This window comes from Herbaspirillum huttiense, assembly GCF_004367745.1.
In the GTDB taxonomy this organism is placed as follows: domain Bacteria; phylum Pseudomonadota; class Gammaproteobacteria; order Burkholderiales; family Burkholderiaceae_D; genus Herbaspirillum; species Herbaspirillum huttiense.
The window spans coordinates 1,585,074-1,611,588 of the sequence record NZ_CP037993.1 but is presented as its reverse complement, the minus strand read 5'-3'; the positions used below and the strand labels follow the sequence as shown (position 1 = coordinate 1,611,588).

Sequence of the window (26,515 nt, the reverse complement as noted above, 5' to 3'; positions counted from 1 at the left end):
TGAAGAAAGAATGCCGCCAGTATCGCCCATCCGCGCCAGCCGCGCAGGCCAGGCCGGGGACGGAACCAGGATCAGGCACCGGAATTGATGGCCGGTCCCGGCGCGGGTGCGCCGCGCCGCTGCGCCGGAGCCGGCAAAGGGGGCGGCATCAGGTCATTGTCAGGCTTGCCATCCTCCTTGCCGCCCTTGCCCTTCTGCAGCACCTCGCGGGCACGTTCTGCATCCACCGGCGAGACCTGCCCCTGCTTGACCACGATGGGGTCGCTCCAGGGACCTGTCACCTTGTATTCGAAGCTGAGCGACTTCATCACCGGATTGCGCAGGAACAGCTGCGCCAGCAAGGTGCTCACCCCCACCACCGGATTGACCGCCATCGCCACCACCGAGGCAGTACCCAGGTTGATCTCGGGGATCACCACCACATGCAGGTCCTGGGTCTCGCGGGCGATGTCGGCCGAGCCGCTCATCAGCACCGAGGCCGTCACGCCCGCCATCTTGAGATTGTCCGTGCTGGCGATGCCCTTGGCGATGCTGGCGGTTCCTGCCACGGTGTCGAAGGCAAAACCTTCCGAGAACACGTCGCGGAAGTCCAGCGTCAGCCGGCGCGGCAAGGCCTGCAGGTTGAGCACACCCAGCAGCTTGGCAGCCCCCGGATCCACCTTCAGGAACTGTCCCGAATGCACGTCCATGTGCACCTGCCCGGCCAGCGTTGCCATGTCCATCGCATAGGGCGGTGCCTTCCAGCTGAGATCGCCGTCGAGCTTGCCGCGCCCGCCGCGGATGGTGCCGGGATAACCGAAGCGTTCCAGCAGCTTGCCTGCATCCTCGATATCCAGCGCATAGGTGAAGTTGGAGGTGTGATTGCTGCCGAAGGTGAGCCAGTTGCCGGCTGCCCGGAACTGCGCGTCGGGATTGGTCAGCAGCAGGCGGCTGATGCGCCATTCGCGGCCGACCGAGGTCAGGATGTTGCTGGCATCGAGTTCCAGCCGGCCCAGCTTCTTGCCGCCCAGTTCGAACTGCTCGGCGCGGATGTCCAGCGCGGGCATCTGCAGGTTGTCGTCGGTCTTGTCGGCACTGGCGGGCTGGGCCGCGTCGGCCGTCGGGCTGGACTTGGGAATGACCAGCGAGGACAGCCGTGCCGTGACCTTGCCGGCCCCGCTTGCACTGCCGGGTTCGTCCCAGGTCACGGTACCGGCGGCTTGCTGGGACTCCAGGTTGATCTGCCAGGCATTGCGTCGATGCGCCGCTTCCAGGATCAGCTTGTTGAGCTTCTTGCCCATCAGGTTCAGTTCGCCGACGCGGGCCGAGACGCTGTCCGGCTCCAGGTATTGCGTGACATCGCTGTTGCCCAGGCGATTGCCTGCGGCTGCACCGTTGCCAGCGGCCGCCGCGTCCTTGCCCGCCAGGTCCTTCTTCAGAGCCAGCCAGGCGTCGGCATCCAGGCTGTCGGTGGCCAAAGCCAGCTTCAGACCAGAGGCCGGAGTCGGTGCCGGCTGGTTCCAGCCGATGCCGCCGCTGGTGACGCGCCACTCATTGCCCTTGGCGGCGACGCGCTCGCGCACATAGCGCGACGCCACGTTCGAGCCCAGCGACACACGCATTTCCTCGCGTTCGATCAGCGGATCGGACGAGGCCAGCGGCAGCAGGTCGAAGCGCATCGGCAGGGTGTCCTGCACGCCCTTGCGCAGGGGCACCGGCAGGTCCACGCCGAGACCGGCCAGGCTGGACTCGACCGTGACTTCCGGCTGATGCTGCCGCACCAGCACCGTGGCGCTGTAGCGGGTGCCGCCCGAGAAGCGCGCCAGCAGGCGCTGCAGCGAAGGCTCGGGGTATTGCTTGCGCAGGTTCTCGATGTTGATGGCACCGTCCAGACGTACCTGGCTGCTGCCATCCTTCTGGGTGCCGCCGCTGATGGCCAGGTTATCGCCCAGGAACTGGCCGCGCACGCCATTGAGCGTGAAGCCGCGCTCGTTGAACTCGACCTTGCCGCTGGTGCGATAGATGGGCGGCAGTTCCGGCAGCAGGTCGACGTCATTGTTGGCGAAGTTGAAGGCCCCCTGTGCGCGGGTATCGATGGCATGGTGCAGCGGCATCTGGAACTTCAGGTCCAGACGCGCCTCGCCGGTGGCGGTGCTGTGTTCCATGACGTTGCCGGTCCAGCGCGCTACCGGGCTCTGGTTGACGTATTGCAGGAAGACCGGCATGGGGCCATTGGCAACGCCATCGATTTCCAGCACGGCATCATGCGAATCGACATCCGCCACCCGCGCCGTCACCGGTCCCAGCCGCGCGCCCAGGGTACGGGCGCTGTCAGCCTTGATCTCCAGCCGCGTGCGATCGACGCTGATGCGCCCCCGGCCCTCCTCCAGCAGCGGCCACTCCGGCTCCTTGCCATCCCGGCCAACGTGGCCGGGGGTGTAGTTCAGCTTCAGCCCCTCGAACTCGCCTGCCAGCTGGAATACGCCCTTGGGCTGCTCGCCCGGCTTGCTGGTGTGGAAAGGGAAATCGGCCAGCGCCCCCTTGAGCTTGAACTGCACCTCCTTCAGATTGCCGGCCAGCAAGCCCTCGGTGAGCCAGCGATGCAGCGGTTCGCTCATGTGTTGCGGCAGGTAACGGCGAATCGCCTTCACATCGAAGCTGGTCAGCTCGCCATGCAGGTCGACGCTGCCGGCCGAGCGGCCCTGCAGCGGCAGCAGGTGCTGCCCGCTCAGTCTGCCGGCCACGCCGGGCTGGGCGAACTGCATCTGGTCCAGATCCACCTGCAGGGTCTGGTCCTTCAGGTATTGCCAGCGCGCCTGCAGCTTGAGGCTGTCAAAGGGTAGACTGGATTCGCGGAACAGATCGGTCGGCAGCTCGAATGCCAGTTGCTGCGCATCGACCTTGACCGAACCACCCTTCTCGCTGGCATCGATCTCGCCGGACAGGTTGCTGAAACCGGGGAAGGCCGCCCACTGTGCGCGGGCTTGCTGGGCAGCGTTCTTGCGCGGCTCGACATGGGCCGGCAAGCCCTTCAGCCCCAGGCCCTTGAAGCGGCCATTGACGCGGTAGGAACTCAGCTCGGGATAAGTGCCCTGCCACTGCACGGTGAAATCATGCAGCTCTCCGCGCGGGGCCAGGTCGTCCAGCAGCTTGCGCTGGGACGGCGCCAGCGGCAGGCGGGTGGCCAGCTGCGACAGCGTCTGCAGGTTCAGATAGGTGGCCTTGACGCTGGTGCGCTCGGCCTTCAGGGGCGTGGCCGGTTCATAGCTCTCGGCAATCGAGGTCGGCGGCAGCACGAAGCCGTCCGGGGTCTCGATGGAAAAATCGGTCAGGGTCACCTGATGGCCGTTGGCACCGAAGGTCGGTACGCCGTCCTCAGCATTGGGGCCCAGGGTTTCACTGGCGGAGATGCGTCCATTGACGCGTTTCAAGGACAGCGGCTCCAGCTGGCGCGACAGGCGAGCATTGAAATCGGTGAGACCGAGGTCGGCGGTGAAGTTGGCGACCTTGGCGTGATCCAGCGTCAGCCAGGCGCGCACCGAGCCGCGGCCGCTGTTGATGGCGATCGGATAATCGAACCAGGCGCGCCAGACCGACAGCTCGGTATTGCGCAGATCGGCATAGAGCAAGCCCTTCCAGCGCGCGATGTCGGAACTGCGCGCAAAGGCCGGATGGCTGAAATCGGCCCGTACATCCAGAGGAGCCGCCATATCCTGCGGCGGAATGGCGCGCAGCGAGAGCCGATGGCGTAGCCAGCGGTTGTGCAACACCAGGTTGACATCTTCCAGCACCAGCTCGGGTGCCTGGCGCAATTCGTCATCCCAGCGCAGCTTGCTGTGACGGATCACGATTTCGCGCTGCGACAGCAGCCAGTCCAGGTTGCTGCCATCGCCCCCGGCCGGTACCGGGATGCCGGCCACATACAGCTTGCCGGCTGCATCGCGGCGGATGGCCAGGTCGGCCCCTTCGATACTGAGGTTTTCCAGACGCAGCGACGCCACCAGGACGCTGCTCCAGGACAGCGTGGTCGATACGCGCGGCAGGCTCAGGGCGGCTTCGCCCTGCTGGTCGTGAACGGTGAAATTGGTCAGCGAGAGCTGGGGCCGCAATCCGCTCCAGGAAGCATCAATGGTCTCGATGCTGACCGCACGGCCGAGCTGGTGCGAGATCAGGGCTTCAATGCGGGGCTTGTAGTGGCCCACCTCGGGCAGCACCGCATAGCGCAGCACCAGAAACAGCGCGCAAAAGACGAAGTAGGCGGCCAGCAGCAGCTTGAGGGTGAAACCCAGGACGTGGTGGGTAGCCCGGTTCAGGCGCCGATAGCTGCCCCGTGCAAATCGCCAGCACAGCGCCCAACGGCCAGGCTTCGGTGCGGCGTTATGTTGTTCTTGGGACATCAGGTTGCAAGGCGGCTCGGCAGAAAAATGGAATCGGGCAGGCAGCATGATCGCATGGAAAACCAGCCCATGCCATCTTGGCAAAGGGGCTATGAGGGGCAAAAACGGCGATAAGTTTAAAAAGGAAGGCTAGAATCGCCGGATTCGCTCCTTTTTACGTCCATCGTCAGTCCGCAGTCAGCTGGCATGCCGGGGACCCTGCCCCGGCCTCCGCCTTGCCTGCATTGTCGGCATCGGCGGGACGGGCCTGAAGCCGGGGGAGCACCGGTTTTCTTCCTTTTACACCTTGTCGTGGAGCTTTGCGGTCTCTTATGCCTGTTCATCATCCTTCCCTGGTCGACGCCTCCACTTCCCGCTACTACACCCGCTGGACCCAGGCTGATCCGGCCCGCCCGGCCCTGGTGGCCGAGGCCGCCCGCCAGCCCATGGACCGCGAGGCCATGCAGCAGCGCCTGGCGCGCGACCTGGAAACCGGCCTGAGCCTGCCGGCCGCCATGCGGCGTCTGCGCAACCTGATCATCTGCAGCCTCATCACCCGTGACCTGGATGGCCGCGCCGACCTGGCCGAAGTGGTGGCCACCATGACCGGTTTTGCCGATTTCGCCGTGCAGACCCATCTGGCGGCCCTGATGCAGGAGCAGATCGCCCTCCATGGCACCCCGTTGGGTGAAGAATCAGGACGCCCGCAGGAAATGATCGTGCTGGGCATGGGCAAGCTGGGCGGGGGCGAACTGAACGTTTCTTCCGATATCGACCTCATCTTCGTCTATCCGGAAGATGGCGATACCCAAGCCGGGCCCGGCCAGAAATCGCTCTCCAACCATGAATTCTTCGTGCGCCTGGGCAAGAAGCTGATCGGTGCACTGGCTGAAATCACTGAAGATGGCTTCACCTTCCGCGTCGACATGGCGCTGCGTCCCAACGGCAATTCCGGGCCGCTGGTGGCCAGCTTCAACATGGTCGAGGAATACCTGGTACGCCAGGGCCGCGAATGGGAGCGCTACGCCTGGACCAAGGCGCGGGCGCTGACGGGCACCGAGGAAGACATCGCCGCCCTGGAGGCAATCAGCCGGCCGTTCATTTTCCGCCGCTACCTGGACTTCGGTTCCATCGATGCGCTGCGCTCCATGCACGGCCAGATCCGCGCCGAGGTCAAGCGCCAGGAAGCCCTGCACCCCGACCGCAGCAACAACGTCAAGCTGGGCCGGGGCGGCATTCGCGAGATCGAATTCACCAGCCAGGTGTTCCAGCTGATCCGTGGCGGACGCGATGCCGAGCTGCGCGACCGCTCCACCCGCGCCACCCTGCGCACCCTGGCCGACAAGGAGCTGCTGGCTCCTGACGTGGTGGAGCAGTTGCTGGACGCCTACACCTTCCTGCGCGACCTGGAGCATCGTCTGCAATACCTGGAAGATGCGCAGACCCACACCCTCCCCGTCAATCCCGACGACCTGCTGCTGGTGGCCAACATGATGGGCTACGCCGACAGCGCCGCACTGCTGCAGGCGCTGGAACACCAGCGTGCCATCGTGGCCGCGCAGTTCGATGCCATCTTCGCCGACAAGCAATCCGAAGGCGAAAGCGATGGCCCAACGGTGGCGGTGAGCGAGAACGACAATCTCGAAGGCCTCACCGACGCCCTGCGCCTGGTCGGCTTCCCCGAGGAGGACATCGAGAACGGCGCGCGCCGCCTGCACCTGACCTGGCAGTCGCCACGCATGCAAAGCCTGCCCGAGGCCAGCCGCAACCGGCTCAATACCGTCATCAACAATGGACTGCCGCTGCTGGCCGCGCTGCATTACGACCAGTTGCCGGCGCTGGGCCGGCTGCTCGACTTCCTCGAAGCGATCGCCCGCCGTGCGGCCTATCTGGCGCTGCTCACCGAATATCCCTATGCCCTGCAGCGCCTGGTACGCATGATCGGTGCCAGCGGCTGGGCCGCCACTTACCTGACGCGCCACCCGCTGCTGCTGGACGAATTGCTGGACGACCGCAACCTCAAGGCCACCTCCGACTGGAATGCCTTCGCCGACACCTGCCGTCGCCAGCTGGCCACGGCCGAGGGCGACACTGAACGCCAGCTCGACATCCTGCGCGAGCTGCATCACGCCGAACTGTTCCGCCTGCTGGCACAGGATCTGGAAGGTGATCTGTCGGTGGAAAAGCTGGCCGATGAACTTTCGGCCCTGGCCGACGTATTGGTGCAGGTCACTCTCGAAGCGATCTGGCAGAGCATCGCCCAGCGCCATGTCGAGGTACCGCGCTTTGCCGTGATCGCCTACGGCAAGCTGGGCGGCAAGGAGCTGGGCTATGCCTCGGACCTGGACGTGGTCTTCCTCTACGACGACGAGGACCAGGAGGCCCCGGGCCTGTACGCCAAGCTGGCGCAGCGCTTCATCACCTGGATGACCAGCCACACCCCGGCCGGCACCCTGTTCGACATCGACATCGCCCTGCGTCCGGATGGCGCCAGCGGATTGCTGGTGTCGCCGGTCTCCTCCTTCGAGAAGTACCAGCTCAATGCGGCGTGGATCTGGGAACATCAGGCCCTGACCCGGGCGCGCTTCTGTGCGGGCGATCCCGCCATCGGCGAGCGTTTCGAGGCATTGCGTGAGCGTGTACTGCGCCAGCCGCGCGATGTGAACAAACTGGAAGAGGAAGTGCTATCGATGCGCCGCCGCATGCGCGATGCTCATCCCAATCGCAGCATGATGTTCGATCTGAAGCACGATGAAGGCGGCATGATCGACATCGAGTTCATGGTGCAATACCTGGTGCTGCGCCATGCCTGCGACCACCCGCAGCTGACCGGCGACATCGGCAACATCGCCCTGCTCAAGCTGGCCGGCCAGCTCGGGCTGATTGATGCGCTGCTGGCGGCGGAAGCGGCCAATGCCTACCGCCTGTTCCGCAAGCTGCAGCACCAGATCCGCCTGCAGGGTTCCGAACGCGCCCACATCGATGCGATCCGGGTGGAACATGAACGGGCTTGCGTGATCCGGCTGTGGCAGCAGGTCTTCGGCTGATTCAATGTCCGGCGGGATGAAGAAAAAAACGAGAGTTGCCTCTCGTTTTTTCATTTCCCTTCATCTGCACCGGATCGTGCGTGAAACCCTTTAATTCATGGGTTTGACGGCCACCAGATTGATCAGCGTTTCTTCCCGCTCCGCCTTGGGCTTGATGCCGAAGACGCGTTCCAGTATCCCCAGGTCTTCCCGGCTCCACCACAGGTAGGGATAGGAAATCGACTCCGGCGCGACCTCGAAGCCGGCGCTGCGCACCAGGGCCAGGTACTCGCCGGCGGTCTTCTGGACCTCCATCGGATGGCGGAACAGCAGGCGGATGATCCACGAATGAATGTAGCGCCTGGTCGACTCGGCAAAGAGCAGGATGCCGCCCGGTTTGAGGACGCGGTAGAACTCGCGGATGGCCTCTTCCTGATCGATCAGGTGATGGAAGGTCTGGTGGCAGAACAGCAGGTCCACGCTATTGTCTTCCAGCCGCATGCGCGAGCTGGAGCACTGGATGAACTCGGCGCGCAGGCCCTCGGCCTCGGTCTCGCTGCGTGCGGCAGCGATCATGTTCGGATCGATGTCCATGCCGATCAGGCGCTGCGGGGCAAAGCGCTGGTGCAGCTTCTTGAGCGAGCGCCCCCAGCCGCAGCCGACGTCGGCGACCACCGCATAGCTGCTGCGCCGCTCGGGAATGAGGCGCTCCAGATCTTGCAGGGCGCGTTCCAGCACGTGCAGGGTCCAGGTCGGTGTACGCAGGAACCAGAGGCCGAAGGCGGTCTCCGGGACGTGCTCCGGCATGGCCGGAGGCAAGGGCTGTGAATGTGAGTTCATGTCGTTGTGCTTGTTGTTCTGGCCGGATGCGCGGGCAGAGGCGGCTGGCATCTGGGTCGCCGGCGGTTCCCCCTGCCGGCTGATGGAAAAATGCCCCGCCGGCAAGCGCCTGCGGGGCATCAGATGTTACCGGCTGGCAAGCAGGACTGCAACTGTCCCGGGCCAGTGTTCATGCGAGATCAATATTTGGGCGGCGTTTTCTCTTCGCGGCTGGCACGGCGGTCGCTGCCACTGTCACGCGAGGACGAGGAGCTTTCGCGGTCACGCGAACGCGCGTTGTCGCGATTGGCGTCGCGCTCACGGGCGCGGCTGCGGTCGCTGTCCTTGGCGTCCTTGTCCTTGCCGTCCTTGCCATCCTTGGACTTGGCATCATCCTTGGCGGCATCCGCCGCAGGAGCGGGCGGGGTCACGGTCTGGATGCCCTTGGCGGCCATGTATTCGTGCATGTCCTTCCAGCCGGTGAAGATACCGGCCTTCAGGGCGTCGGGGTTGCGCTGGTAGCAGTCTTCCAGGCTCTGGCCGGCCTGGCGGCAGCCGGCGCCCAGGGCGATGCCTTCGGCCTTGGCTTCTTCCGGGGTCTGCTTGGGCTTGGAAAAGCTGCTGATGTAGTCGCACGCGGACAGCGAGAAGCTGACGGCGGAAATCAGGGCCAGGTTGGCCAACAGGCGGCGGGCCTGGGATGAGCTTGCTGACATGCGTTCCCTCATTGGGTCGGTTGCTCTTGTTGTGGACAGGCAATGCGCAAACGGACAAAAGGCCATTGCAAGCGGTGCCTGCAACAGCCTTCTGATCCTTTTGCAGGCTGATTCGACTATTTTCACCTTGGCAAGCAAGCTTGCATACGAGGAAAAGAAGCCGAAACAGCCCTGAAATTGACGCTCCCGGCCGGGGAACCCCGGCCGGGAGCGTCAGAACACGCGTCTTACTTGGCGTTGGCCAGAGCGACGGTGGTGTCCAGCATGCGGTTGGAGAAGCCCCACTCGTTGTCGTACCAGGAAGACACCTTCACCAGGCGGCCGGAGACCTTGGTCAGGGTAGCGTCGAAGTTGGACGATGCCGGGTTGTGGTTGAAGTCCACCGAGACCAGCGGGTCGGTGTTGTAGGTCAGGATGCCCTTCAGGGGACCGTTTTCGGAAGCGGCCTTCAGGATGGCATTGACTTCATCCACGGTGGTGTCGCGCGAAGCCACGAAGGACAGGTCGACGATGGACACGTTGATCGTCGGCACGCGGATGGCGTAGCCGTCCAGCTTGCCGTTCAGTTCCGGCAGCACCAGGCCGACGGCGGCGGCAGCACCGGTCTTGGTCGGGATCATGGACTGGGTGGCCGAACGGGCGCGGCGCAGGTCTTCGTGGTAGACGTCGGTCAGCACCTGGTCGTTGGTGTAGGCGTGGACGGTGGTCATCAGGCCGTTTTCCAGGCCGATCTTGTCATGCAGCGGCTGCACCAGCGGGGCCAGGCAGTTGGTGGTGCAAGAGGCGTTGGAGATGACGGTGTCGGAGGCCTTGAGCACGCCGTGGTTCACGCCGAAGACGACGGTCGCATCGACGTCCTTGCCGCCCGGCGCGGAGATGATCACCTTCTTGGCACCGCCCTTGATGTGGGCGCTGGCCTTTTCCTTGGTGGTGAAGAAGCCGGTGCATTCCAGCACCACGTCCACACCCAGCTCGCCCCAGGGCAGCTCGGCCGGGTTGCGCTGGGCCAGCACCTTGATGCGGTCGCCGTTGACGACGATGGAATCGCCATCCACGGTCACGGTGCCCGGGAACTTGCCGTGGGCGGTGTCGTACTGGGTCAGGTGGGCATTGGTCTTCGGGTCGCCCAGGTCGTTGATGGCGACGATCTCGATGTCGTGCTTCTTGCCGCCTTCGTAGTGAGCGCGCAGGATATTGCGGCCGATGCGGCCATAACCGTTGATTGCTACGCGAATTGCCATGCTCTTCTCCTCAAGTAGTAAAAATCAATGCAAACCGGTAGTCGGGAAAGCGACCAGGCCCTCAGCTTGCCCCTCTTCGGAGCCGCCGATCAGACATGGATCCTTCTTTTCCGGCCTTTTTGTTCAGTTGTTCTTGCCGTCCCTCTTTGCCCTGCTGATCCTGCCGGTCAATCTCGTGCCGCCCTCACCCGCTCAGGAGTGAAGCTTGCGCCAGACGAAACCGATCTCGTCGAGTTCACTGCCATCATCCCAGGTGAACGTTTGTTCATAAAGCCTTTCGGCCCCCAGCGACTCGAAAAATTCCCCGGCGCCTTCGTTCTTGCTCAGCACCCAGGCCATGAGACCTGTCGCACCGGCACCGATGAGGGTGGCCGCCACATTGGCCAGCAGCCGCTTGCCCAATCCCTTGCGCTGCTCATCGGGCAGCACGCAGATCGCGGTCAGCTCGGCATCGCAGCCGAAGCGCGATTCGGCCAGGGTCATGCCGGAAGCGAAGCCGATGATCTCGCCCCCGCTCTCGGCCACGAAGGTGCAGGCGGCGTCCGAGGACGCTTCCAGCACCTGCTCCCACAGTTTGACGCTTTCCTCGGGCTTCAGGTGATCCAGGTAGCTGTCAGGCACCAGGCCGCGATAGGCGGCGCGCCAGGCGTCGATGCGCACGCCGGCAATCGACGCCGCATCGCCCTTCCTGGCGCGGCGGAACAGGACTTCTTCAGTCATGGGCACCAGACTGCTCAAGCCAGCACTGCCTTGGCCTTGGCCACCACGTTCTCGACGGTGAAGCCGAAGTGCTTGAACAGCACGCCAGCCGGGGCCGATTCGCCGAAGGTGTCGATTCCGACCACGGCGCCTTCCAGGCCCACGTACTTGTGCCAGAAGGCGGTGACGCCGGCTTCGATGGCCACGCGCGGCACGCCGCGGGTCAGAACGGAGGCCTTGTAGGCGGCATCCTGGCGGTCAAACACGTCGGTCGAGGGCATCGACACCACGCGTACGGCGATGCCTTCAGCGGTCAGGGCGTCAGCGGCCTTGGTGGCCAGTTCGATTTCGGAACCGGTGGCCATCAGGATCACCTTGGCATTGGGTGCATCGCGCAGCACGTAGCCGCCACGGGCGATGTCCTTGACCTGGGCGTCGGTGCGCTCCTGGAAGGGCAGATTCTGGCGCGAGAAGATCAGGGTGCTCGGACCATCGTGACGCTTGATCGATTCAGCCCAGGCCACGGCCGTTTCAGTGGTGTCGCACGGACGCCAGTTGTCCAGGTTGGGGATCAGGCGCAGGCTGGAGACGTGTTCCACCGACTGGTGGGTGGGGCCGTCTTCGCCCAGGCCGATGGAGTCGTGGGTGAACACGAACAGCGCGCGGGTCTTCATCAGCGCCGCCATGCGCAGGGCATTGCGGCTGTAGTCGGAGAAGGTCAGGAAGGTCGCGCCGAAGGGCAGGTAGCCGCCATGCAGGGCGATGCCGTTCATGATGGCGCTCATGCCGAATTCACGCACACCGTAGTTGATGTGGTTGCCGCGCTGGTCAGCGCGCACGGCCACCGATTCCTTCCAGTTGGTCAGGTTCGAGCCGGTCAGGTCGGCCGAGCCACCCAGGAATTCCGGCAGCGCCTGCGCGTAAGCCTGGATGGCGTTCTGGCTGGCCTTGCGGGTGGCGATCGTTTCCTTCTTTTCCAGCGTGGAATTGATGTAGGCGGTCACGGTCGATTCGAACGCGGCCGGCAGCTCGCCCTTCAGGCGGCGCAGCAGTTCAGCGGCTTCGGTCGGGTATTGGGCGGCGTAGCTGTCGAAGGTCTGCTTCCAGTTCGCTTCGAAGTCGGCACCGGTGGCCTTGGCATCCCAGGCGGAGTACACATCGGCCGGGATTTCAAACGGAGCGGATGTCCAGCCCAGCGCTTCGCGCACGGCGGCGATTTCCTTGTCGCCCAGGGCGGCGCCGTGGACCTTGTCGGTACCGGCCAGGTTGGGCGAACCCTTGCCGATGACGGTACGGCAGCAGATCAGGGTCGGCTTGTCGGCCAGCTTGGCCTGGTGGATGGCGGCGCTGACGGCCTCGACGTTGTGGCCGTCCACGGCCGGGATGACGTTCCAGCCGTAGGCTTCGAAGCGCTTCGGGGTGTCGTCCTTGAACCAGCCTTCGACGTGGCCGTCGATGGAGATGCCATTGTCGTCATACAGCACGATCAGCTTGGACAGGTTCAAGACGCCTGCCAGCGAGCAGGCTTCATGCGAGATGCCTTCCATCAGGCAGCCGTCGCCGACGAAGGCGTAGGTGTAATGATCGACCACGGCCAGGCCGGGCTTGTTGAATTCGGCGGCCAGCAGCTTTTCAGCCAGCGCCATGCCGACTGCATTGGTGATGCCCTGGCCCAGCGGACCGGTGGTGGTTTCCACGCCCGGCGTGATGTGCACTTCCGGGTGGCCGGCGGTCTTGGAATGCAGTTGGCGGAAGGACTTGATGTCGTCCATCGACAGGTCGTAGCCGGTCAGGTGCAGCAGTGCGTACTGCAGCATGGAGCCGTGGCCGTTGGAGAGCACGAAGCGGTCGCGGTTGGCCCAGTGCGGGTTGGACGGATTGTGGCGATAGTGCTTGGCCCACAGGGCCACTGCGATTTCGGCCATCCCCATCGGCATGCCCGGGTGTCCGGAATTGGCTTTTTGAACTGCGTCCATCGCCAGCGCGCGGATCGCGTTGGCCATCTTGTCGGTGGGGAGAGTGGAAATCATGTCGAGGTCAGAGTTTGCTGTGCTGGGGGGGGCGCCGCAGGCGCACAAATCGGATGTTCAAGCCAATGCGCCGGCCCGGAAGCCCGGGTAACGGCGCGGGCCCGTATTTTACCAGAGTGCGCCGGGGGGATTAAAATTCGGGACCAGCCCCTGACCGGACTGACAACTTTTTTCATGTCTTTTTGATCTTCTTCCTCCAGGACCCTGCCCCATGCCCCGCTTTTACTTCCCGCACCCCCTCGGCATCGGCTCCGCCCTGGTCCTGCCCGAGCAGATTGCCCATCACATTCAGGTGCTGCGCCTGCAACCGGGCGATACCGTGACCCTGTTCAATGGCGAAGGCGGCGAATACACCGCCAGCCTGAGCACCCTCGAAAAGAAGCGCGCCCACGCCGAAGTGAAGACTTTTTCACCCCGCGAGGCCGAACTGCCTTATGCGCTGACCCTGGCCCAGGCCCTGCCTGAAGGATCGAAGATGGACTGGATCGTCGAGAAAGCCGTGGAACTGGGCGCCACCGCCCTCCAGCCGCTGGCCGCGCAGCGCTGCGTGGTGCGGCTCTCGGGTGACCGGGCCGAGAAGAAGCAGGCGCACTGGCAAGGCATCATCCATGCTGCCGCCGAGCAATGCGGCCGCAATCGCTTGCCGCATCTGGGTGAAGTCACCGACTTCAAGCGCTGGATCGCCCAGAGCGACCTGCATCGCCGCATCCTGCTTTCCCCGCGCGGGACCGAGCCGCTGTCAGGCTGGGCGCGCCACCATCCGCCTCAGGCAGTGACCGTCATGGTCGGGCCTGAAGGCGGCTTCAGCGAGGAGGAAGAAAACCTGGCTTGCGCCCAGGGCGCGCTGATGCTGTCCATGGGCAGCCGGGTGCTGCGCACCGAGACTGCCGGGTTGGCGGCGCTGGCCGCCTTGAATGCGGTGTGGGGAGAGCTTTGAAGAAAGCTTCATACCGCTGATTTCCAGGCAGCTTGGCCGCAAAGCGTTACCGCGATTTGTTGAAGGAGTTAGGGCAATGAGCAAGCAACGATTTTCCAGCATCTGGGATGCCATCGAGGACACTCCGGAAGAAGCTGAAAACATGAAGCTGCGTTCCGTCCTCATGACGGCACTCAAGAACCACCTCACCCGCACGGAAATGAGCCAGGCCCAAGCCGCCAAGCTCTTCGGGGTGACTCAGCCGCGTGTCTCCGACCTGATGCGAGGCAAGATCAGCCTGTTCGGACTCGATGCGCTGGTGAACATGGCCACGGCCGCCGGCCTGCACATTGAAATGCGTGTGATCGAATCTGCCTGAGTATCCCGGGGCTCCTGGTTTGACGAAACGCGCCCATTCGCCCGGGTCTCAACCTTGTTGCCACGGTAAACATACTTGGCATCGACGATCAACTTGCCTGATTCCCGTGCAGGCCGTCACCACGGACGTCCAAGTTCGGCGCACGCCTCCCCATTTTGTCTCGCTGACAAAACTCTTCATCTCCCCTCGCACAACTTGCCTTACGGCACTTCACCTCGCAAACCCGCGTGGTGAAGCCTTTTCCCGTTTTTCAGCCGCGTGACGGTCGAGCTGGCACGCCTCCTGCTTAAAGATATTCAATCTTGTATTCAAGTTTGAATATCCAATATGACCACCTCCCATGCCCTGCAGCAAGCTGCCCCCGAGGCCGCCCGGACCACCATCGCCGCCACCCTGGCGGCCTATCGAGAAGGCCGCAGCACACCCGGCAAGGTGGTGGCCGAACTGCTGGCCCGCATCGAGAGCGCCGGACGCGATGAGGTCTGGATCAGCCGGGTGCCGTCCAAACAACTGAAACAACAAGCCGCGGCGCTGGACCTGATGCTGCAGATCAAGGGCGAAGCCGTGCTGGAGAGCATGCCGCTGTTCGGCATCCCCTTCGCCGTGAAGGACAACATCGACGTGGCCGAGATGTCCACCACCGGGGCTTGTCCCGAATTCGGCCGCCTGGCCAGCGAGAGCGCCACCGTGGTGCAGCGCCTGCAGGCCGCTGGCGCACTGCTGGTGGGCAAGACCAACCTGGACCAGTTCGCCACCGGCCTGGTCGGCGTGCGCTCCCCCTACGGTGCGGTACGCAATGCCATCAAGCCGGACTATGTCTCCGGCGGCTCCAGCTCGGGTTCGGCGGTGGCCGTGGCGCTGGGGCAGGTCATGTTTTCGCTGGGGACCGATACGGCAGGTTCTGGTCGCGTGCCGGCCGCCTTCAATCACCTGGTCGGCCTGAAACCGACCAAGGGCCTCATCAGCGCGCGCGGCCTGGTCCCGGCCTGCCGCACCCTGGATTGCATCTCCATCTTCGCCCACGACGTGGCCGATGCCTGGCGCGTGCTGCACAGCGCTTCCGGTTTCGATGCTGAGGATGGCTATTCGCGCCGCCCTACCATGCTGGGCGTGAAGCGGCGGGGTTATCGCATCGCCATTCCCGAGCAATGTGAATTCTTTGGCGACAGCGTCGCCCAGGAAGCCTGGGAACGCAGCCTGGCGCAAATCGCCGCCCTCCCCGGCGTGAGCCTGGCGAAGATTCCTTTCGCCCCCTTCAGCGCGGCCGCGCAGCTGCTCTATCAAGGCCCATGGGTGGCCGAGCGCCGCGCCGCGCTGGGCGACTTCTTCCTGGAGAACCCGGAAGCCATCCACCCCGTGGTGCGCCAGATCACCGCCCAGGCCGACGACTACGATGCCGTTGACAGCTTCAACGCCCAGTACCGCCTGGCCGACCTGCGCCGCCACGCCGAAAACCTGCTCGAAGGCAGCGACCTGATGCTGGTGCCGACCACCACCACCTTCCCCACCATCGCCGAAGTCGAGGCCGATCCGGTGGTGCGCAATGCGCAGCTGGGCCACTACACCAACTTCGTCAATTTGATGGACATGTCGGCCCTGGCCATCCCCGCCGTGTGGCGGCGCGATGGCCTGCCCGCCGGCGTTACCCTGATCGGCCCGGCCGGTGCCGACCATCTGCTGGCCGAAGCCGGTGCGCGCCTGCAGCAGCAACTGGGCGGCGCGGGGCAAGCCGATGCGATTGCGGCCACACCGCTGCCCTTCAATGAAAGCACCATCAAGGTCTGCGTGGTCGGCGCGCACCTGGCCGGCCAGCCCCTGAACTGGCAATTGCTGGAAGCCGGTGCGCGCCGCGTGGCCGTCACCCGCACCGCCGCCCACTATCGTCTCTACGCCCTGGCGGGTACCACCCCACCCAAGCCTGGCCTGGCCCGCACCGAAGGCGACGGCGCCGCCATCGCAGTGGAAGTGTGGGAAATGCCGCTGCGCCAGTTCGGCGGCTTCGTCGCCGCCATCCCGGCCCCGCTGGGCATCGGCACGGTGGAGCTGGCCGACGGCAGCAGCGTCAAGGGCTTCATCTGCGAGCCGGCCGGCATTGCCGGCGCGACCGACATCACCCACCACGGCGGCTGGGTCAACTACCTCCATTCGCTGAACTGACACCCTCACCACGGAGCTGCTCATGAAAAAGAACAACCCAACCGCTGTCCACAATGCCAACCGCCGCAGCTTCATCGCCAAGGCAGGTGCCGTCGCCGCCACCGCCGCCATCGCGGGTGCCCCGGCCATCTTGCGCGCGCAGACGGTGCCCATCCGCATCGGCTACTGGCCGGTGGCCGCCGGCCTGCCCTTCTATGCCGCCGTGGAAGCGGGTTACTTCAAGCAGGCCGGACTGGAAGTGCAAGCCCTCAAATTCGCCGGCGCGCAGCAGGTGATGGAAGCCATGCTGGCAGGCCGCGCCGATGGCTCGGCCAATGGCACCGGGGCCGGCAACCTGGCCATCGGCGAGATCGCCCAGCCGGGCCTGTTCAAGATCTTTGCCACCAATCCCAGCAATGCCAAATACGTACTCGATGAATTCCTGGTGCCCAAGGACAGCCCAGTCAAATCGATCGCCGACCTCAAGGGCAAGAAGGTCGCCTCCGGGCCTGGCATCCAGAACGTCACCTTGGCCAAGACGGTACTCGAACGCGCCGGTGCCACTGGCGCGACCGTAGTCGAACTGCCCATCGGCCAGCACGTCGCTTCGCTGGCGGCGGGCCAGGTCGATGCCGCCTACACGCTGGAACCGACCGGCACCGTGGGCCGCATGAACAACACCACCCGCGTACTGGAAGCAGGCGTAATCGCCAAGTACATCCTGGGCGATCCGATGGCCCCCTGGCACGGCGGCGCTGCCGCGCTGACCACCGAATTCATCAAGAAGAATCCCGAACTGGCGCGCAAGTACATCGCCGCCTATGCGCGCGGCATCGAGCTGGTGCGCAACAATCCGGACCAGGCCCGCACTTACCTGAAGGGCTATACCGCCATCGAAGGTTCGCTCACCAATGAAGTGCCGCTGGCGGCCTACATGCTCTACAACGAGTTCAAGCCCAGCGACCTGGCCTACTTCCAGAAGTTCTACGACCTGTTCGTCGAGAAGGGCGTGTTCTCGCAACGCATCGTGGTCGACAACCTGATCTACAAGGGCTGAGGCCATCATGAACGAGACCATCGCTCCCGCCGTGACCGTGGCGCCCAAGCCCGCCGCCCCGGCGTCCACCGCTGCGCCAGCGCCCAAAGCGCCGCGCAAGGCCCCGGCCCTGGGCCGCCTGCTGCCCATCGTCGGCCCCATCGCGCTGTTCGTGATCTGGGACCTGGTGGTCCGGGCCGGCTGGATCAAGGCCATTCTGCTGCCGCCGCCCGAAGCCACGCTCATGGCCATGTTCAAGGGGCTGGCCGGGGGACCGCTGCTGCTCGATTTCACGGTGACCGTGATCCGCACGCTGGAAGCCTTCGTGATTGCCGCCGTGCTGGGCCTGCCCATCGGTGTGCTCCTGGGCAGCAACGAGCGCGCCTATCGCAGCGTGGAATTCCTGATCGACTTTTTCCGTTCCACGCCCTCCTCCGCGTTGATCCCGCTGTTCCTGCTGATCTTCGGTGTCTCCGACATCAACAAGGTGGCCATCGCAGCTTTCGGGGCTTTCCTTATCGTGCTCTTCAACAGCGCTTACGGCGTGCTCAATGCGCGCAAGCAGCGGGTGATGGCGGCCAAGGTGATGGGCGCTTCGCGCTGGCGCATCTTCTGCGACGTGCTGATCTGGGAAAGCCTGCAAGCCAGCTTCGTCGGCCTGCGCAGCGCGGTCTCGATGGCGCTGGTGATCGTGATCGTGGCGGAGATGTTCATCGGCTCCGAAAACGGCCTGGGCCACCGCATCATCGATACCCAGCAGGTCCTGAACGTACGCGAGATGTATGCCGCCATCCTCTCGGCGGGCGCATTGGGCTATGCCCTGAACGTGGTCTTCATCGTCATTGAAAAACGTATCGTGCACTGGAGCGGAAGATGAGCGTCGTGATCAGCCCCAAAATCGACCTGCCACCGGAAACGCCCTTCGTTCCCGGGCCCCCAGGCACCCAAATCACCATTCGCGGCCTGACCAAGTATTTCGCCGGCTGGCCCCTGTATGAAAACTTCGACCTGGATATTCCCAAGCAGCAGATCGTCTCCGTCTTCGGGCCCAATGGCTGCGGCAAGTCCACGCTCATCAACATGATCGCCGGGCTCATTCCCATCGATGCCGGAGAGATCCTGTTCGATGGCAAATCGCTGGCCCAGACCAAGATCGGTTATGTGTTCCAGAACTACCGCGATGCCATGTTTCCCTGGCTGCGCACCATCGACAACATCGCCTATCCCCTCAAGCTGGAAGGCAAGTCCAAGGCCGAGATCAAGCGCCGCGTCGATGAACTGGTGGCGTCCTTCGACGTCAAGTTCGACCTGATGCGCTATCCCTATGAACTCTCGGGCGGCCAGCAGCAGACCGCCTCCATCATGCGTGCCCTGGCACCGGGGCCGGAGGTGCTGTTCCTCGATGAACCTTTCTCGGCGCTGGATTTCGAGATGACGCTCTTCATCCGGGAGAAGCTGCAGCAGGTCTTTTTGCAGACCGGCACCACCATGGTGCTGGTGTCGCACGACCTGGAAGAAGCGGTCTACCTGGCCGACCAGATCCTGCTCTTGACCAAGCGCCCGACAGCGGTGGCAGACATCTTGCATTACCAGGATCCACGCCCCCGCACGGTGGAGACGCTGTCGCAGCCTGGCTTCATCGCGGCCAAGAAACTGTCCATGGAAATCTTCCAGCGCGAAGTGCGCAAGCCGGCGCGCATGCAGGCGCCCGGTTCGCTGGCGCTGTCCTGATTGCCGTACCGGATTCTGTACAGCCTGAGGTACAGAATCCTGCCCGGAAAGAAGTACCGAATTTGTCTTGCCCCACCCCAACCATCCACGATCACACTGGAGCAACAACATGCAAAACCGCCGCGATTTTCTGAAACTGTCCGGTGCTGCCGCACTGGGCGCTGCCTTCCCGCTGGAACTGCTGGCTGCAGGCCCGCTGACCGTAGGCTTCATCTACGTCGGCGCGCGCGACGACTTCGGCTACAACCAGTCGCATGCGCAAGCCGCCGCCATCATCAAGAAGATGCCCGGCGTAAAGGTGATCGAGGAAGAAAAAGTGCCCGAGACCGTGGCCGTGCAAAAGACCATGGAAGCCATGATCCAGCAGGATGGCGCAACCCTGCTCTTCCCGACCTCCTTCGGCTACTTCGATCCGCACGTCCTCAAGATTGCAGAAAAATATCCCAAGGTGCGCATCGCCCACTGTGGCGGCCTGTGGACCGCCGGCAAGCATCCCATGAACGTGGGCAGCTTCTTCGGCTACATCGAAGAGTGCGAATACCTCTCGGGCGTGGTGGCCGGCCACATGAGCAAGAGCAAGAAGCTGGCCTTCATTGCCGCCAAACCGATTCCGCAGGTCCTGCGCAACATCAACGCCTTCACCCTGGGCGCGCAGTCGGTCGATCCGTCCATCACCTGCCACGTCATCTTCACCGGTGACTGGTCGCTGCCGGTCAAGGAAGCCGAAGCCGCCAACAGCCTCATCGACCAGGGTTGCGACGTCATCACCTGTCACGTCGATGGCCCCAAGGTGATCGTGGAGACGGCCGAGAAGCGCGGCATCATGACCACCGGCTACCACGCCAGCCAGGCCTCGCTGGCGCCCAAGGGCTACCTCACCGGTGCCGAGTGGAACTGGGCTACGCCCTACACCGAGATCGTCAAGGCCACGCTGGAAGGCAAACCGATGATCAACTTCCTGCGCGGTGGCTTGAAGGACGACTTCGTCAAGATGTCGCCCTATGGCGCAGCCGTGAGCGCACCGGCCAAGAAGAAGGCCGACGAGATCAAGGCGCAGATGCTGGCCGGCAAGTTCCAGATCTTCAAGGGACCGATCAAGGACAACAAGGGCAATACCGTGATCCCGGCCGGCACCACCCAGGTCCAGACCGACGTGGCGCTGGAGAAGATGAATTACCTGGTGGCCGGCGTGGTCGGCCAGGTCTGATTGCTGATCCTTGATGCAGGACGGTCTCATGACATCCCTCCCCGCTCCCGGGGTGGCGGCTGCCGCCACCTCGCCCTGGCACCGCTTGCGCTCGGCGCTGCTCAACGGCAGCGCGCCGGCCCTGCCCACGCTGTGCGCGCTGGCCGGGACACTGCTGCTGTTCGTGCTGTTCCTGCTGGTGCAGGGCAAGCCGGCGGGCGAGGCTTGCCTGCTGATCTTCCAGGGCGCCTTCGGCACCCTGTTTGCCTGGCAGAACACCCTGCAGCGCGCCGCGCCCCTGCTGTTGACGGCGCTGTGCGTGGCCTTGCCGGCACGCGTAGGGCTCATCGTCATCGGCGGGGAAGGTGCGCTGGCGCTGGGCGGACTGGCGGCGGCGGTGATGCCGCAACTGCTGCCGGCATTGCCTTCGCTGGTGATGCTGGCCGTCATGGCGCTGGCGGCGATGCTGGCCGGCGGGCTGTGGATCGCGCTGTGCGGCGGTCTGCGCCAGTGGCGCGGGGTCAATGAGACCATCTCCAGCCTGCTGTTGTCCTATCTCGCCGTGGCCGTCTTCAAGCATCTGGTGGAAGGGCCGCTGCGTGATCCGGCCAGTCTGAACAAACCCTCTACCCTGCCCCTGCCCGATCCTTATCTGGTCGGTTCGCTGCCGGGACTGGAAGTGCATTGGGGCCTGGCCTGGGGTGCGCTGGCCTGCGTGGCGGCCTGGGTGTTCCTGCGCCATAGCGTTGCCGGATTCGCCATGGGCGTGGTCGGCGGCAATGTCCGTACGGCGCGGCTGGTGGGCTTGCCGGTCAATCGCCTCATCCTGACGGCCTGCGCCCTCGGCGGTGCGGCAGCGGGACTGGCAGGCATGTTCGAAGTCAGTGCCGTGCAGGGCAGCGCCACCAGTGCGCTGCTGGCCGGTTATGGTTTCTCGGGCATCCTGGTGGCCTTTGCGGCGCGCCAGAATCCGCTGGCCATCATCGTCTGCGCACTCGTCATCGGTGGCGTGGAAGCCAGCGGCAGCCTGCTGCAGCGGCGTCTGGACCTGCCGGACGCCACCACGCTGGTCCTGCAGGGCCTGCTGTTCTGCAACCTGCTGGCCTGGGAAGCCATTACCGGGCGCCTGTCCGCGCTCAAGCTGCGCTGGCAGCAACAGGCGCAAGTCACCCCCGCCAAGGAGGCCGGCCATGCATGACATCGATCTCACGACCCTGCTGCTGGCCCTCTTCGCGGGCGCCATCCGGGTGGGGACGCCCTTTCTCTTCGTCAGCCTGGGCGAATGCCTGACCGAAAAAGGCGGACGCGTGAACCTGGGCCTGGAAGGCATCCTGGTCTGCGGCGCCATGACCGGCTACGCGGCCTCCTTCTACAGCGGCTCGGCCTGGCTGGGCGTGCTGGCGGCGGGCTGCGCCGGACTCTTGCTGGGGGTACTGCATGGCGTGGTGTGTTCGCTGCCGCGCGTCAACGACATCGCCTTCGGCATCGCGCTCATGCTGCTGGGGACGGGCCTGGCCTTCTTCCTCGGCAAGCCTTTCATCCAGCCGCAGGCACCGATGCTGCCCTCCATCGATCTGGGTGCGTGGAGCAGCAATGATCGCCTGCACCATGCATTGCAGATCAATGCGCTGTTCTTCATCGGCGTGGCGCTCGCACTGGTATTGCAGTGGGGCCTGTCGGCCACGCGCTGGGGACTGGCCTTGCGGCTGGTGGGCGACCACGCCGAGACCGCACGCGCGCTCGGTTACCGCCTCACCGGCACGCGCATTGCGGCCACGGCCGCAGGCGGCTTCCTGGCTGCCATCGGCGGTGCCTACCTGTCGCTCTACTACCCCGGCAGCTGGAATGAGGGACTCTCCAGCGGCCAGGGCCTCATGGCCGTGGCGCTGGTGATCTTCGCGCGCTGGCAGCCGTGGCGCTGCCTGCTGGCCGCGCTGCTGTTCGGTGCCGCCGGTGCACTGGGGCCGGCCTTGCAGGCGGTGGGCGTGACCTCCGGCTATTACCTCTTCAACGCGGCACCGTATGCGCTCACGCTCTTGATCATGATCCTCACCTGCCGGCCTGACCGCACGCTCTCGAGTGCGCCGGGCGAACTGAGCCTGACCCGATAAATCCACTTGCCCCAAGGAGAAACCATGTCCGAACGCTACATCCAGGCCGAACCCTATCCCTGGCCCTATGACGGTGCCCTGACCCCGGCCAATACCGCGCTCATCGTCATCGACATGCAGACCGACTTCTGCGGCATCGGCGGCTACGTCGACAAGATGGGCTATGACCTCTCGCTCACGCGTGCGCCCATCGAACCGATCAAGAAAGTGCTGGCCGCCATGCGCGCCGGCGGCTACACCATCATCCATACCCGCGAAGGCCATCGCCCCGATCTGTCCGACCTGCCGGCCAACAAGCGCTGGCGCTCGCGCCAGATCGGCACCAACGGCGTGGGCATCGGTGACGCCGGCCCCTGTGGCCGCATCCTGGTGCGCGGCGAACCGGGCTGGGAAATCATTCCCGAACTGGCCCCCATCGCGGGAGAGATCATCATCGACAAACCGGGCAAGGGCTCCTTCTGCGCCACCGACCTGGAGATGATCCTGCACACGCGCGGCATCCGCAACATCGTGCTCACCGGCATCACCACCGATGTCTGCGTGCATACCACCATGCGCGAAGCCAATGACCGTGGCTTCGAATGCGTGATGCTCGCGGACTGCTGTGGCGCGACCGACCACAACAACCACCTGGCGGCGCTGTCCATGATCAAGATGCAGGGTGGCGTGTTCGGCGCGGTCTCCGATGCGGCCGCACTGATCGATGTGATCGGGGCCTGACATGCACGCCCTGGAGCTGGAGATCATCAATGCCGGCAAATCCTTCGGCAGCTTTCGCGCGCTCGATGATGTCTCGATGAAAATCCGCGCCGGCACCATCCACGCGCTGCTGGGCGAGAACGGTGCGGGCAAGAGCACGCTGGTCAAGGGCCTGGTTGGCTACAGCCCGCTGGACCAGGGCAGCATCGTGGCTGACCGCCGCGAGGTGGAGATCCGCAGTGCGCGCGTGCCCAACCAGCTCGGCATCGGCATGGTCTACCAGCACTTCACGCTGGCCCCCAGCCTGACCGTGGCCGAGAACCTGCTGCTGGCGCGCGGCGACCTGCCCTGGCGCATCCGCTGGCGCAGCGAACGCGCCGTGCTGGAAGAATTCATGGCGCGCATGCCCTTCAAGCTGGGGCTGGAGCGCGCGGTAAGCAGTCTCTCCGCCGGCGAAAAGCAGAAACTGGAAATCCTCAAGCAGCTCTATCTGCGCCGCCGCTTCCTGATCCTCGATGAACCGACCTCGGTACTGACCCCGCAGGAAGCCGACGAAGTGCTGGGACTCATGCATGCCCTCACCCGCCAGCAGGAACTGACGGTGTTGATGATCACCCACAAGTTCCACGAAGTGACCGCCTATGCCGACGATGTGACGGTGCTGCGCAAGGGTCGCCTGGTCGGCAGTGCCAGGGTTTCCGAGACGACGCCGGATGCCTTGGCGCACTGGATGATGGGCCACGCCCGCGCCGAGAAAACGCAGGTGGAGCGGCCTGCAGTGCCAGCAGACGCCCGCTTCGGGCTCGAAGTGAAGGAACTGACGGTCAACAACGATCGCGGCGTGGCTGCCGTGCGGGCCCTCTCGCTGCAGGTGAAGCGCGGTGAAATCGTGGGCCTGGCCGGCATCTCCGGCAATGGCCAGAAGGAACTGGTGGAAGCCCTGCTGGGCCAGCGCCGCCACCTGCTGGGCGAGATCCGCATCGAGGATGCGCCCTATGCCGCCACGCGTGAGGAAATGCGACGGTTGCGCGTCTTCGCGCTACCGGAAGAACCCTTGCGCAATGCCTGCATCGCCGGCATGAGCGTGGCCGAGAACATGGCACTGCGCAATTTCGATGTCGCCCCCTTCAAGCGCAGCGGCTGGCGCGTGGACCGCAGTGCCATGAAGCGCCAGGCGCAATCCCTGATCGCGGCCTTCAACGTCAAGCCGCCCGCACCGGAACGCCCCATCGGCACGCTTTCCGGCGGCAATGTGCAGCGCGCCGTGCTGGCGCGTGAGCTGGGTGAAGAGGGCGATGCAGGCGCGGCCAATGTGCTCATCGTCGCCAATCCGGTCTTCGGACTGGACTTCGCCTCGGTAGCCGACATCCACGCACGCCTGCTGCAAGCGCGCGCACGCGGCGCGGCCGTGCTGCTGGTGAGCGAAGACCTGGACGAACTGCTGGAACTGTCCGACCGCATCCTGGTGATGACCGAGGGCCGCATCGTGCACGTGGCGCAGGACGTGGCCACGCAAGGAGCGGACCGCGCCGCCCTGGGCCGCTGGATGGCGGGCCACTCCGAACAATCACCCCACGCCGAGGCCGCATGATCCGTATCGACGCCTTCCCCTATCCCTATCAGTTCCATCCGCGCAGCACCGCGCTGGTGGTCATCGACATGCAGCGCGACTTCGTGGAAGAAGGCGGCTTCGGCAGTGCGCTGGGCAACGATGTGCGGCCCCTGGGCGCGATCGTGCCGACCGTGGCGGCCCTGCTGGCGCTGGCACGCCAGGCGCAGATGCTGGTGGTCCACACGCGTGAATCGCACCTGCCGGATCTCTCGGACTGCCCGCGCGCCAAGCGCCTGCGCGGCAACCCGGCGCTGGGCATCGGCGATGTCGGGCCGATGGGCCGGATCCTGGTGCGGGGCGAACCCGGCAACCAGATCCTGCCGCAGTTGGCTCCCCTGGATGGCGAGATCGTCATCGACAAACCGGGCAAGGGGGCCTTCTACGCCACCGACCTGCACGCACAATTGCAGGAGCGCGGCATCACTCACCTTCTGGTGGCCGGCGTCACTACGGAAGTGTGCGTGCAGACCTCGATGCGCGAGGCCAATGACCGCGGCTATGAATGCCTGGTGGTAGAAGATGCCTGCGCCAGTTACTTCCCTGAATTTCATCGCGCCACGCTGGAGATGCTGACCGCCCAGGGCGGCATCGTAGGCTGGCGCGCGCCGCTGGCGCAGCTGCACAGCGCCGTGGCCGCCTATACCGGAGAAACGCCATGATGCAAGTGAACCTGCCCCACGTGGTGGCTGAGGTCGAACAAGCTTTTACGGATTACGAACACGCCCTGCTCATCAACGACATCCCGGCCCTGGACCGCTGGTTCTGGTATGCGCCCGAAACGGTGCGCTACGGCGTTGGCGAAGTGCTGCTGGGCGGCGAGGCGATCCGCCAGTACCGCAAGACCTGCACCCCGGTGCCGGCCTCGCGCAAGCTGCATCGCACCGTTGTCACCACCTTCGGCAGCGACTATGCTACGGTCTCCACCGAATTCACCGACCATACGTCCGATCGTATCGGCCGCCAGATGCAGACCTGGGTGCGCATGGACCAAGGCTGGCGCATCGTCGCCGCCCATGTCAGCCTGATGACATGAGTCCGCAGCCCCCTCGAACCAGAATGCCCGTACCATGACCGTCACCGTCGCCAACCCGCTCGCCGAACAGGTCTATCACCGGATCAAGGACGACATCTTCAGTTTCCGCCTGCTGCCCGGGGACAATTTCACCGAGACCGAGATGGCCCAGCGCCAGGGCGTCTCGCGTACGCCCTTGCGAGATGCGCTCTTCAGGCTGCAGCGCGAGGGCTACCTGGAAGTGGGATTCCGGCGTGGCTGGAAGGTCTGCCCGATCGACTTCGACCGCCTCGACAATCTCTATGACCTGCGCATCGTGCTGGAGATGGCCGCACTGGACAAACTCTGCAGCCAGCAGGAGCCGACGGCAGAACTGGAGCAGTTGAACGCCATCTGGCTGGCCGAACCCGAAGCGCGCCACACCGATGCCGTCAAGGTGGCCGAGCTGGACGAAGCCTTCCACACCAACCTGGTGGCCGCCGCCGGGAATGTGGAGATGACCCGGGTCCATACCGAGGTGACGGAAAAGATCCGCATCGTGCGCCGACTGGACTTCCTCAAGAAGAAGCGCATCGAAGCCACCTACGAGGAACACGGCAAGATCCTGCAACTGATCGCCAAGCGCAAGGCCACCGAAGCGCAGATCCTGCTGCGCGCCCATATCACCCAGAGCAAGCTGGAAGTCAGAAAGATCACCATCTGGATGCTGGCCGAGGCACGCCAGCTCCAGGAGCCCGAAGCGGCGCTGGCCCGCTGACGCTGCCGGCAAGAAACTTTCATATGAAAGTTTGTCAACATTTCCTTGGTGAAA

The 26,515-nt window shown here is 64.7% G+C and carries 22 protein-coding genes; 16 read left to right on the top strand and 6 right to left on the bottom strand.

Annotated elements, in window-relative coordinates; translation table 11 throughout:
• Nucleotides 1-71: 71 nt before the first annotated feature.
• Complete coding sequence (locus tag E2K99_RS07145; RefSeq protein WP_134221790.1) at nucleotides 72-4,376, bottom strand: YhdP family protein; 4,305 nt, start codon at nucleotides 4,374-4,376, stop codon at nucleotides 72-74.
• Between the two features lie 311 nt (nucleotides 4,377-4,687).
• Here E2K99_RS07145 and glnE point away from each other — a divergent pair, with 311 nt between their 5' ends.
• Nucleotides 4,688-7,402, top strand: coding sequence for a bifunctional [glutamate--ammonia ligase]-adenylyl-L-tyrosine phosphorylase/[glutamate--ammonia-ligase] adenylyltransferase (glnE, locus tag E2K99_RS07140; protein ID WP_134221789.1), 2,715 nt, complete (start codon nucleotides 4,688-4,690; stop codon nucleotides 7,400-7,402).
• Nucleotides 7,403-7,492: 90 nt separating this feature from the next.
• On the opposite strand, the gene E2K99_RS07135 is transcribed toward glnE, so the two are convergent.
• Complete coding sequence (locus E2K99_RS07135; RefSeq protein WP_034329731.1) at nucleotides 7,493-8,221, bottom strand: class I SAM-dependent methyltransferase; 729 nt, start codon at nucleotides 8,219-8,221, stop codon at nucleotides 7,493-7,495.
• 179 nt (nucleotides 8,222-8,400) lie between these two features.
• Nucleotides 8,401-8,916 (bottom strand): hypothetical protein, encoded by a 516-nt coding sequence (locus E2K99_RS07130; RefSeq protein ID WP_034329726.1) that lies wholly within the window; start codon nucleotides 8,914-8,916, stop codon nucleotides 8,401-8,403.
• Between E2K99_RS07130 and E2K99_RS25460 the strand changes: the two genes are divergently transcribed.
• On the top strand, nucleotides 8,915-9,091 hold the full coding sequence (locus E2K99_RS25460; RefSeq protein WP_166675046.1) for a hypothetical protein: 177 nt from the start codon (nucleotides 8,915-8,917) through the stop codon (nucleotides 9,089-9,091). The genes E2K99_RS07130 and E2K99_RS25460 overlap by 2 nt on opposite strands.
• Before the next feature lie 52 nt (nucleotides 9,092-9,143).
• On the opposite strand, the gene gap is transcribed toward E2K99_RS25460, so the two are convergent.
• From gap to tkt, 3 genes are all read right to left on the bottom strand, one after another.
• The gene (gap, locus tag E2K99_RS07125; protein ID WP_034329725.1) at nucleotides 9,144-10,157 is read right to left on the bottom strand and encodes a type I glyceraldehyde-3-phosphate dehydrogenase; all 1,014 of its coding nucleotides are present in this window, start codon (nucleotides 10,155-10,157) and stop codon (nucleotides 9,144-9,146) included.
• Nucleotides 10,158-10,349: 192 nt separating this feature from the next.
• Nucleotides 10,350-10,877: a GNAT family N-acetyltransferase gene (locus tag E2K99_RS07120; protein ID WP_198516518.1), complete on the bottom strand. Its 528-nt coding sequence runs from the start codon at nucleotides 10,875-10,877 to the stop codon at nucleotides 10,350-10,352.
• Nucleotides 10,878-10,891: 14 nt separating this feature from the next.
• Nucleotides 10,892-12,934 (bottom strand): transketolase, encoded by a 2,043-nt coding sequence (gene tkt, locus E2K99_RS07115; RefSeq protein ID WP_276321821.1) that lies wholly within the window; start codon nucleotides 12,932-12,934, stop codon nucleotides 10,892-10,894.
• Between the two features lie 163 nt (nucleotides 12,935-13,097).
• On the opposite strand from tkt, the gene E2K99_RS07110 reads away from it, so the two are divergent.
• The 14 genes from E2K99_RS07110 (at nucleotide 13,098) to E2K99_RS07045 (ending at nucleotide 26,461) form a co-directional block, all read left to right on the top strand.
• On the top strand, nucleotides 13,098-13,823 hold the full coding sequence (locus tag E2K99_RS07110; protein WP_134221787.1) for a 16S rRNA (uracil(1498)-N(3))-methyltransferase: 726 nt from the start codon (nucleotides 13,098-13,100) through the stop codon (nucleotides 13,821-13,823).
• 76 nt (nucleotides 13,824-13,899) lie between these two features.
• Entirely contained in the window at nucleotides 13,900-14,181 is a 282-nt protein-coding gene (locus tag E2K99_RS07105) for a helix-turn-helix domain-containing protein (RefSeq protein ID WP_121038283.1), read from the top strand.
• Between the two features lie 327 nt (nucleotides 14,182-14,508).
• A complete protein-coding gene (gene atzF / locus E2K99_RS07100; RefSeq protein WP_134221786.1) occupies nucleotides 14,509-16,338 on the top strand; it encodes an allophanate hydrolase in 1,830 nt (609 codons plus the stop codon).
• Between the two features lie 22 nt (nucleotides 16,339-16,360).
• Complete coding sequence (locus E2K99_RS07095) at nucleotides 16,361-17,374, top strand: ABC transporter substrate-binding protein (protein WP_134221785.1); 1,014 nt, start codon at nucleotides 16,361-16,363, stop codon at nucleotides 17,372-17,374.
• Between the two features lie 7 nt (nucleotides 17,375-17,381).
• Nucleotides 17,382-18,230: an ABC transporter permease gene (locus tag E2K99_RS07090; protein ID WP_039788653.1), complete on the top strand. Its 849-nt coding sequence runs from the start codon at nucleotides 17,382-17,384 to the stop codon at nucleotides 18,228-18,230.
• Complete coding sequence (locus E2K99_RS07085; protein ID WP_134221784.1) at nucleotides 18,227-19,084, top strand: ABC transporter ATP-binding protein; 858 nt, start codon at nucleotides 18,227-18,229, stop codon at nucleotides 19,082-19,084. Before E2K99_RS07090 ends, E2K99_RS07085 begins: the two co-directional genes overlap by 4 nt.
• A 109-nt stretch (nucleotides 19,085-19,193) precedes the next feature.
• Nucleotides 19,194-20,291 carry a BMP family ABC transporter substrate-binding protein gene (locus E2K99_RS07080; protein WP_034330116.1) on the top strand — a complete coding sequence of 366 codons (1,098 nt, stop codon included), beginning with the start codon at nucleotides 19,194-19,196 and terminating at the stop codon, nucleotides 20,289-20,291.
• 28 nt (nucleotides 20,292-20,319) lie between these two features.
• Complete coding sequence (locus tag E2K99_RS07075) at nucleotides 20,320-21,468, top strand: ABC transporter permease (protein ID WP_240733868.1); 1,149 nt, start codon at nucleotides 20,320-20,322, stop codon at nucleotides 21,466-21,468.
• Nucleotides 21,461-22,381 (top strand): ABC transporter permease, encoded by a 921-nt coding sequence (locus E2K99_RS07070; protein WP_034330120.1) that lies wholly within the window; start codon nucleotides 21,461-21,463, stop codon nucleotides 22,379-22,381. Before E2K99_RS07075 ends, E2K99_RS07070 begins: the two co-directional genes overlap by 8 nt.
• Before the next feature lie 24 nt (nucleotides 22,382-22,405).
• On the top strand, nucleotides 22,406-23,101 hold the full coding sequence (biuH, locus tag E2K99_RS07065; protein ID WP_088755975.1) for a biuret amidohydrolase: 696 nt from the start codon (nucleotides 22,406-22,408) through the stop codon (nucleotides 23,099-23,101).
• Nucleotide 23,102: 1 nt separating this feature from the next.
• Nucleotides 23,103-24,671 carry an ABC transporter ATP-binding protein gene (locus tag E2K99_RS07060; protein ID WP_134221782.1) on the top strand — a complete coding sequence of 523 codons (1,569 nt, stop codon included), beginning with the start codon at nucleotides 23,103-23,105 and terminating at the stop codon, nucleotides 24,669-24,671.
• Nucleotides 24,668-25,351, top strand: a complete 684-nt coding sequence (locus tag E2K99_RS07055) for a cysteine hydrolase family protein (protein WP_121038256.1) — start codon at nucleotides 24,668-24,670, stop codon at nucleotides 25,349-25,351. Before E2K99_RS07060 ends, E2K99_RS07055 begins: the two co-directional genes overlap by 4 nt.
• Nucleotides 25,348-25,725, top strand: coding sequence for an oxalurate catabolism protein HpxZ (gene hpxZ, locus E2K99_RS07050; RefSeq protein WP_134221781.1), 378 nt, complete (start codon nucleotides 25,348-25,350; stop codon nucleotides 25,723-25,725). The genes E2K99_RS07055 and hpxZ overlap by 4 nt, the downstream gene beginning before the upstream one ends.
• Before the next feature lie 34 nt (nucleotides 25,726-25,759).
• A complete protein-coding gene (locus tag E2K99_RS07045) occupies nucleotides 25,760-26,461 on the top strand; it encodes a GntR family transcriptional regulator (RefSeq protein WP_134221780.1) in 702 nt (233 codons plus the stop codon).
• Nucleotides 26,462-26,515 lie beyond the last annotated feature (54 nt).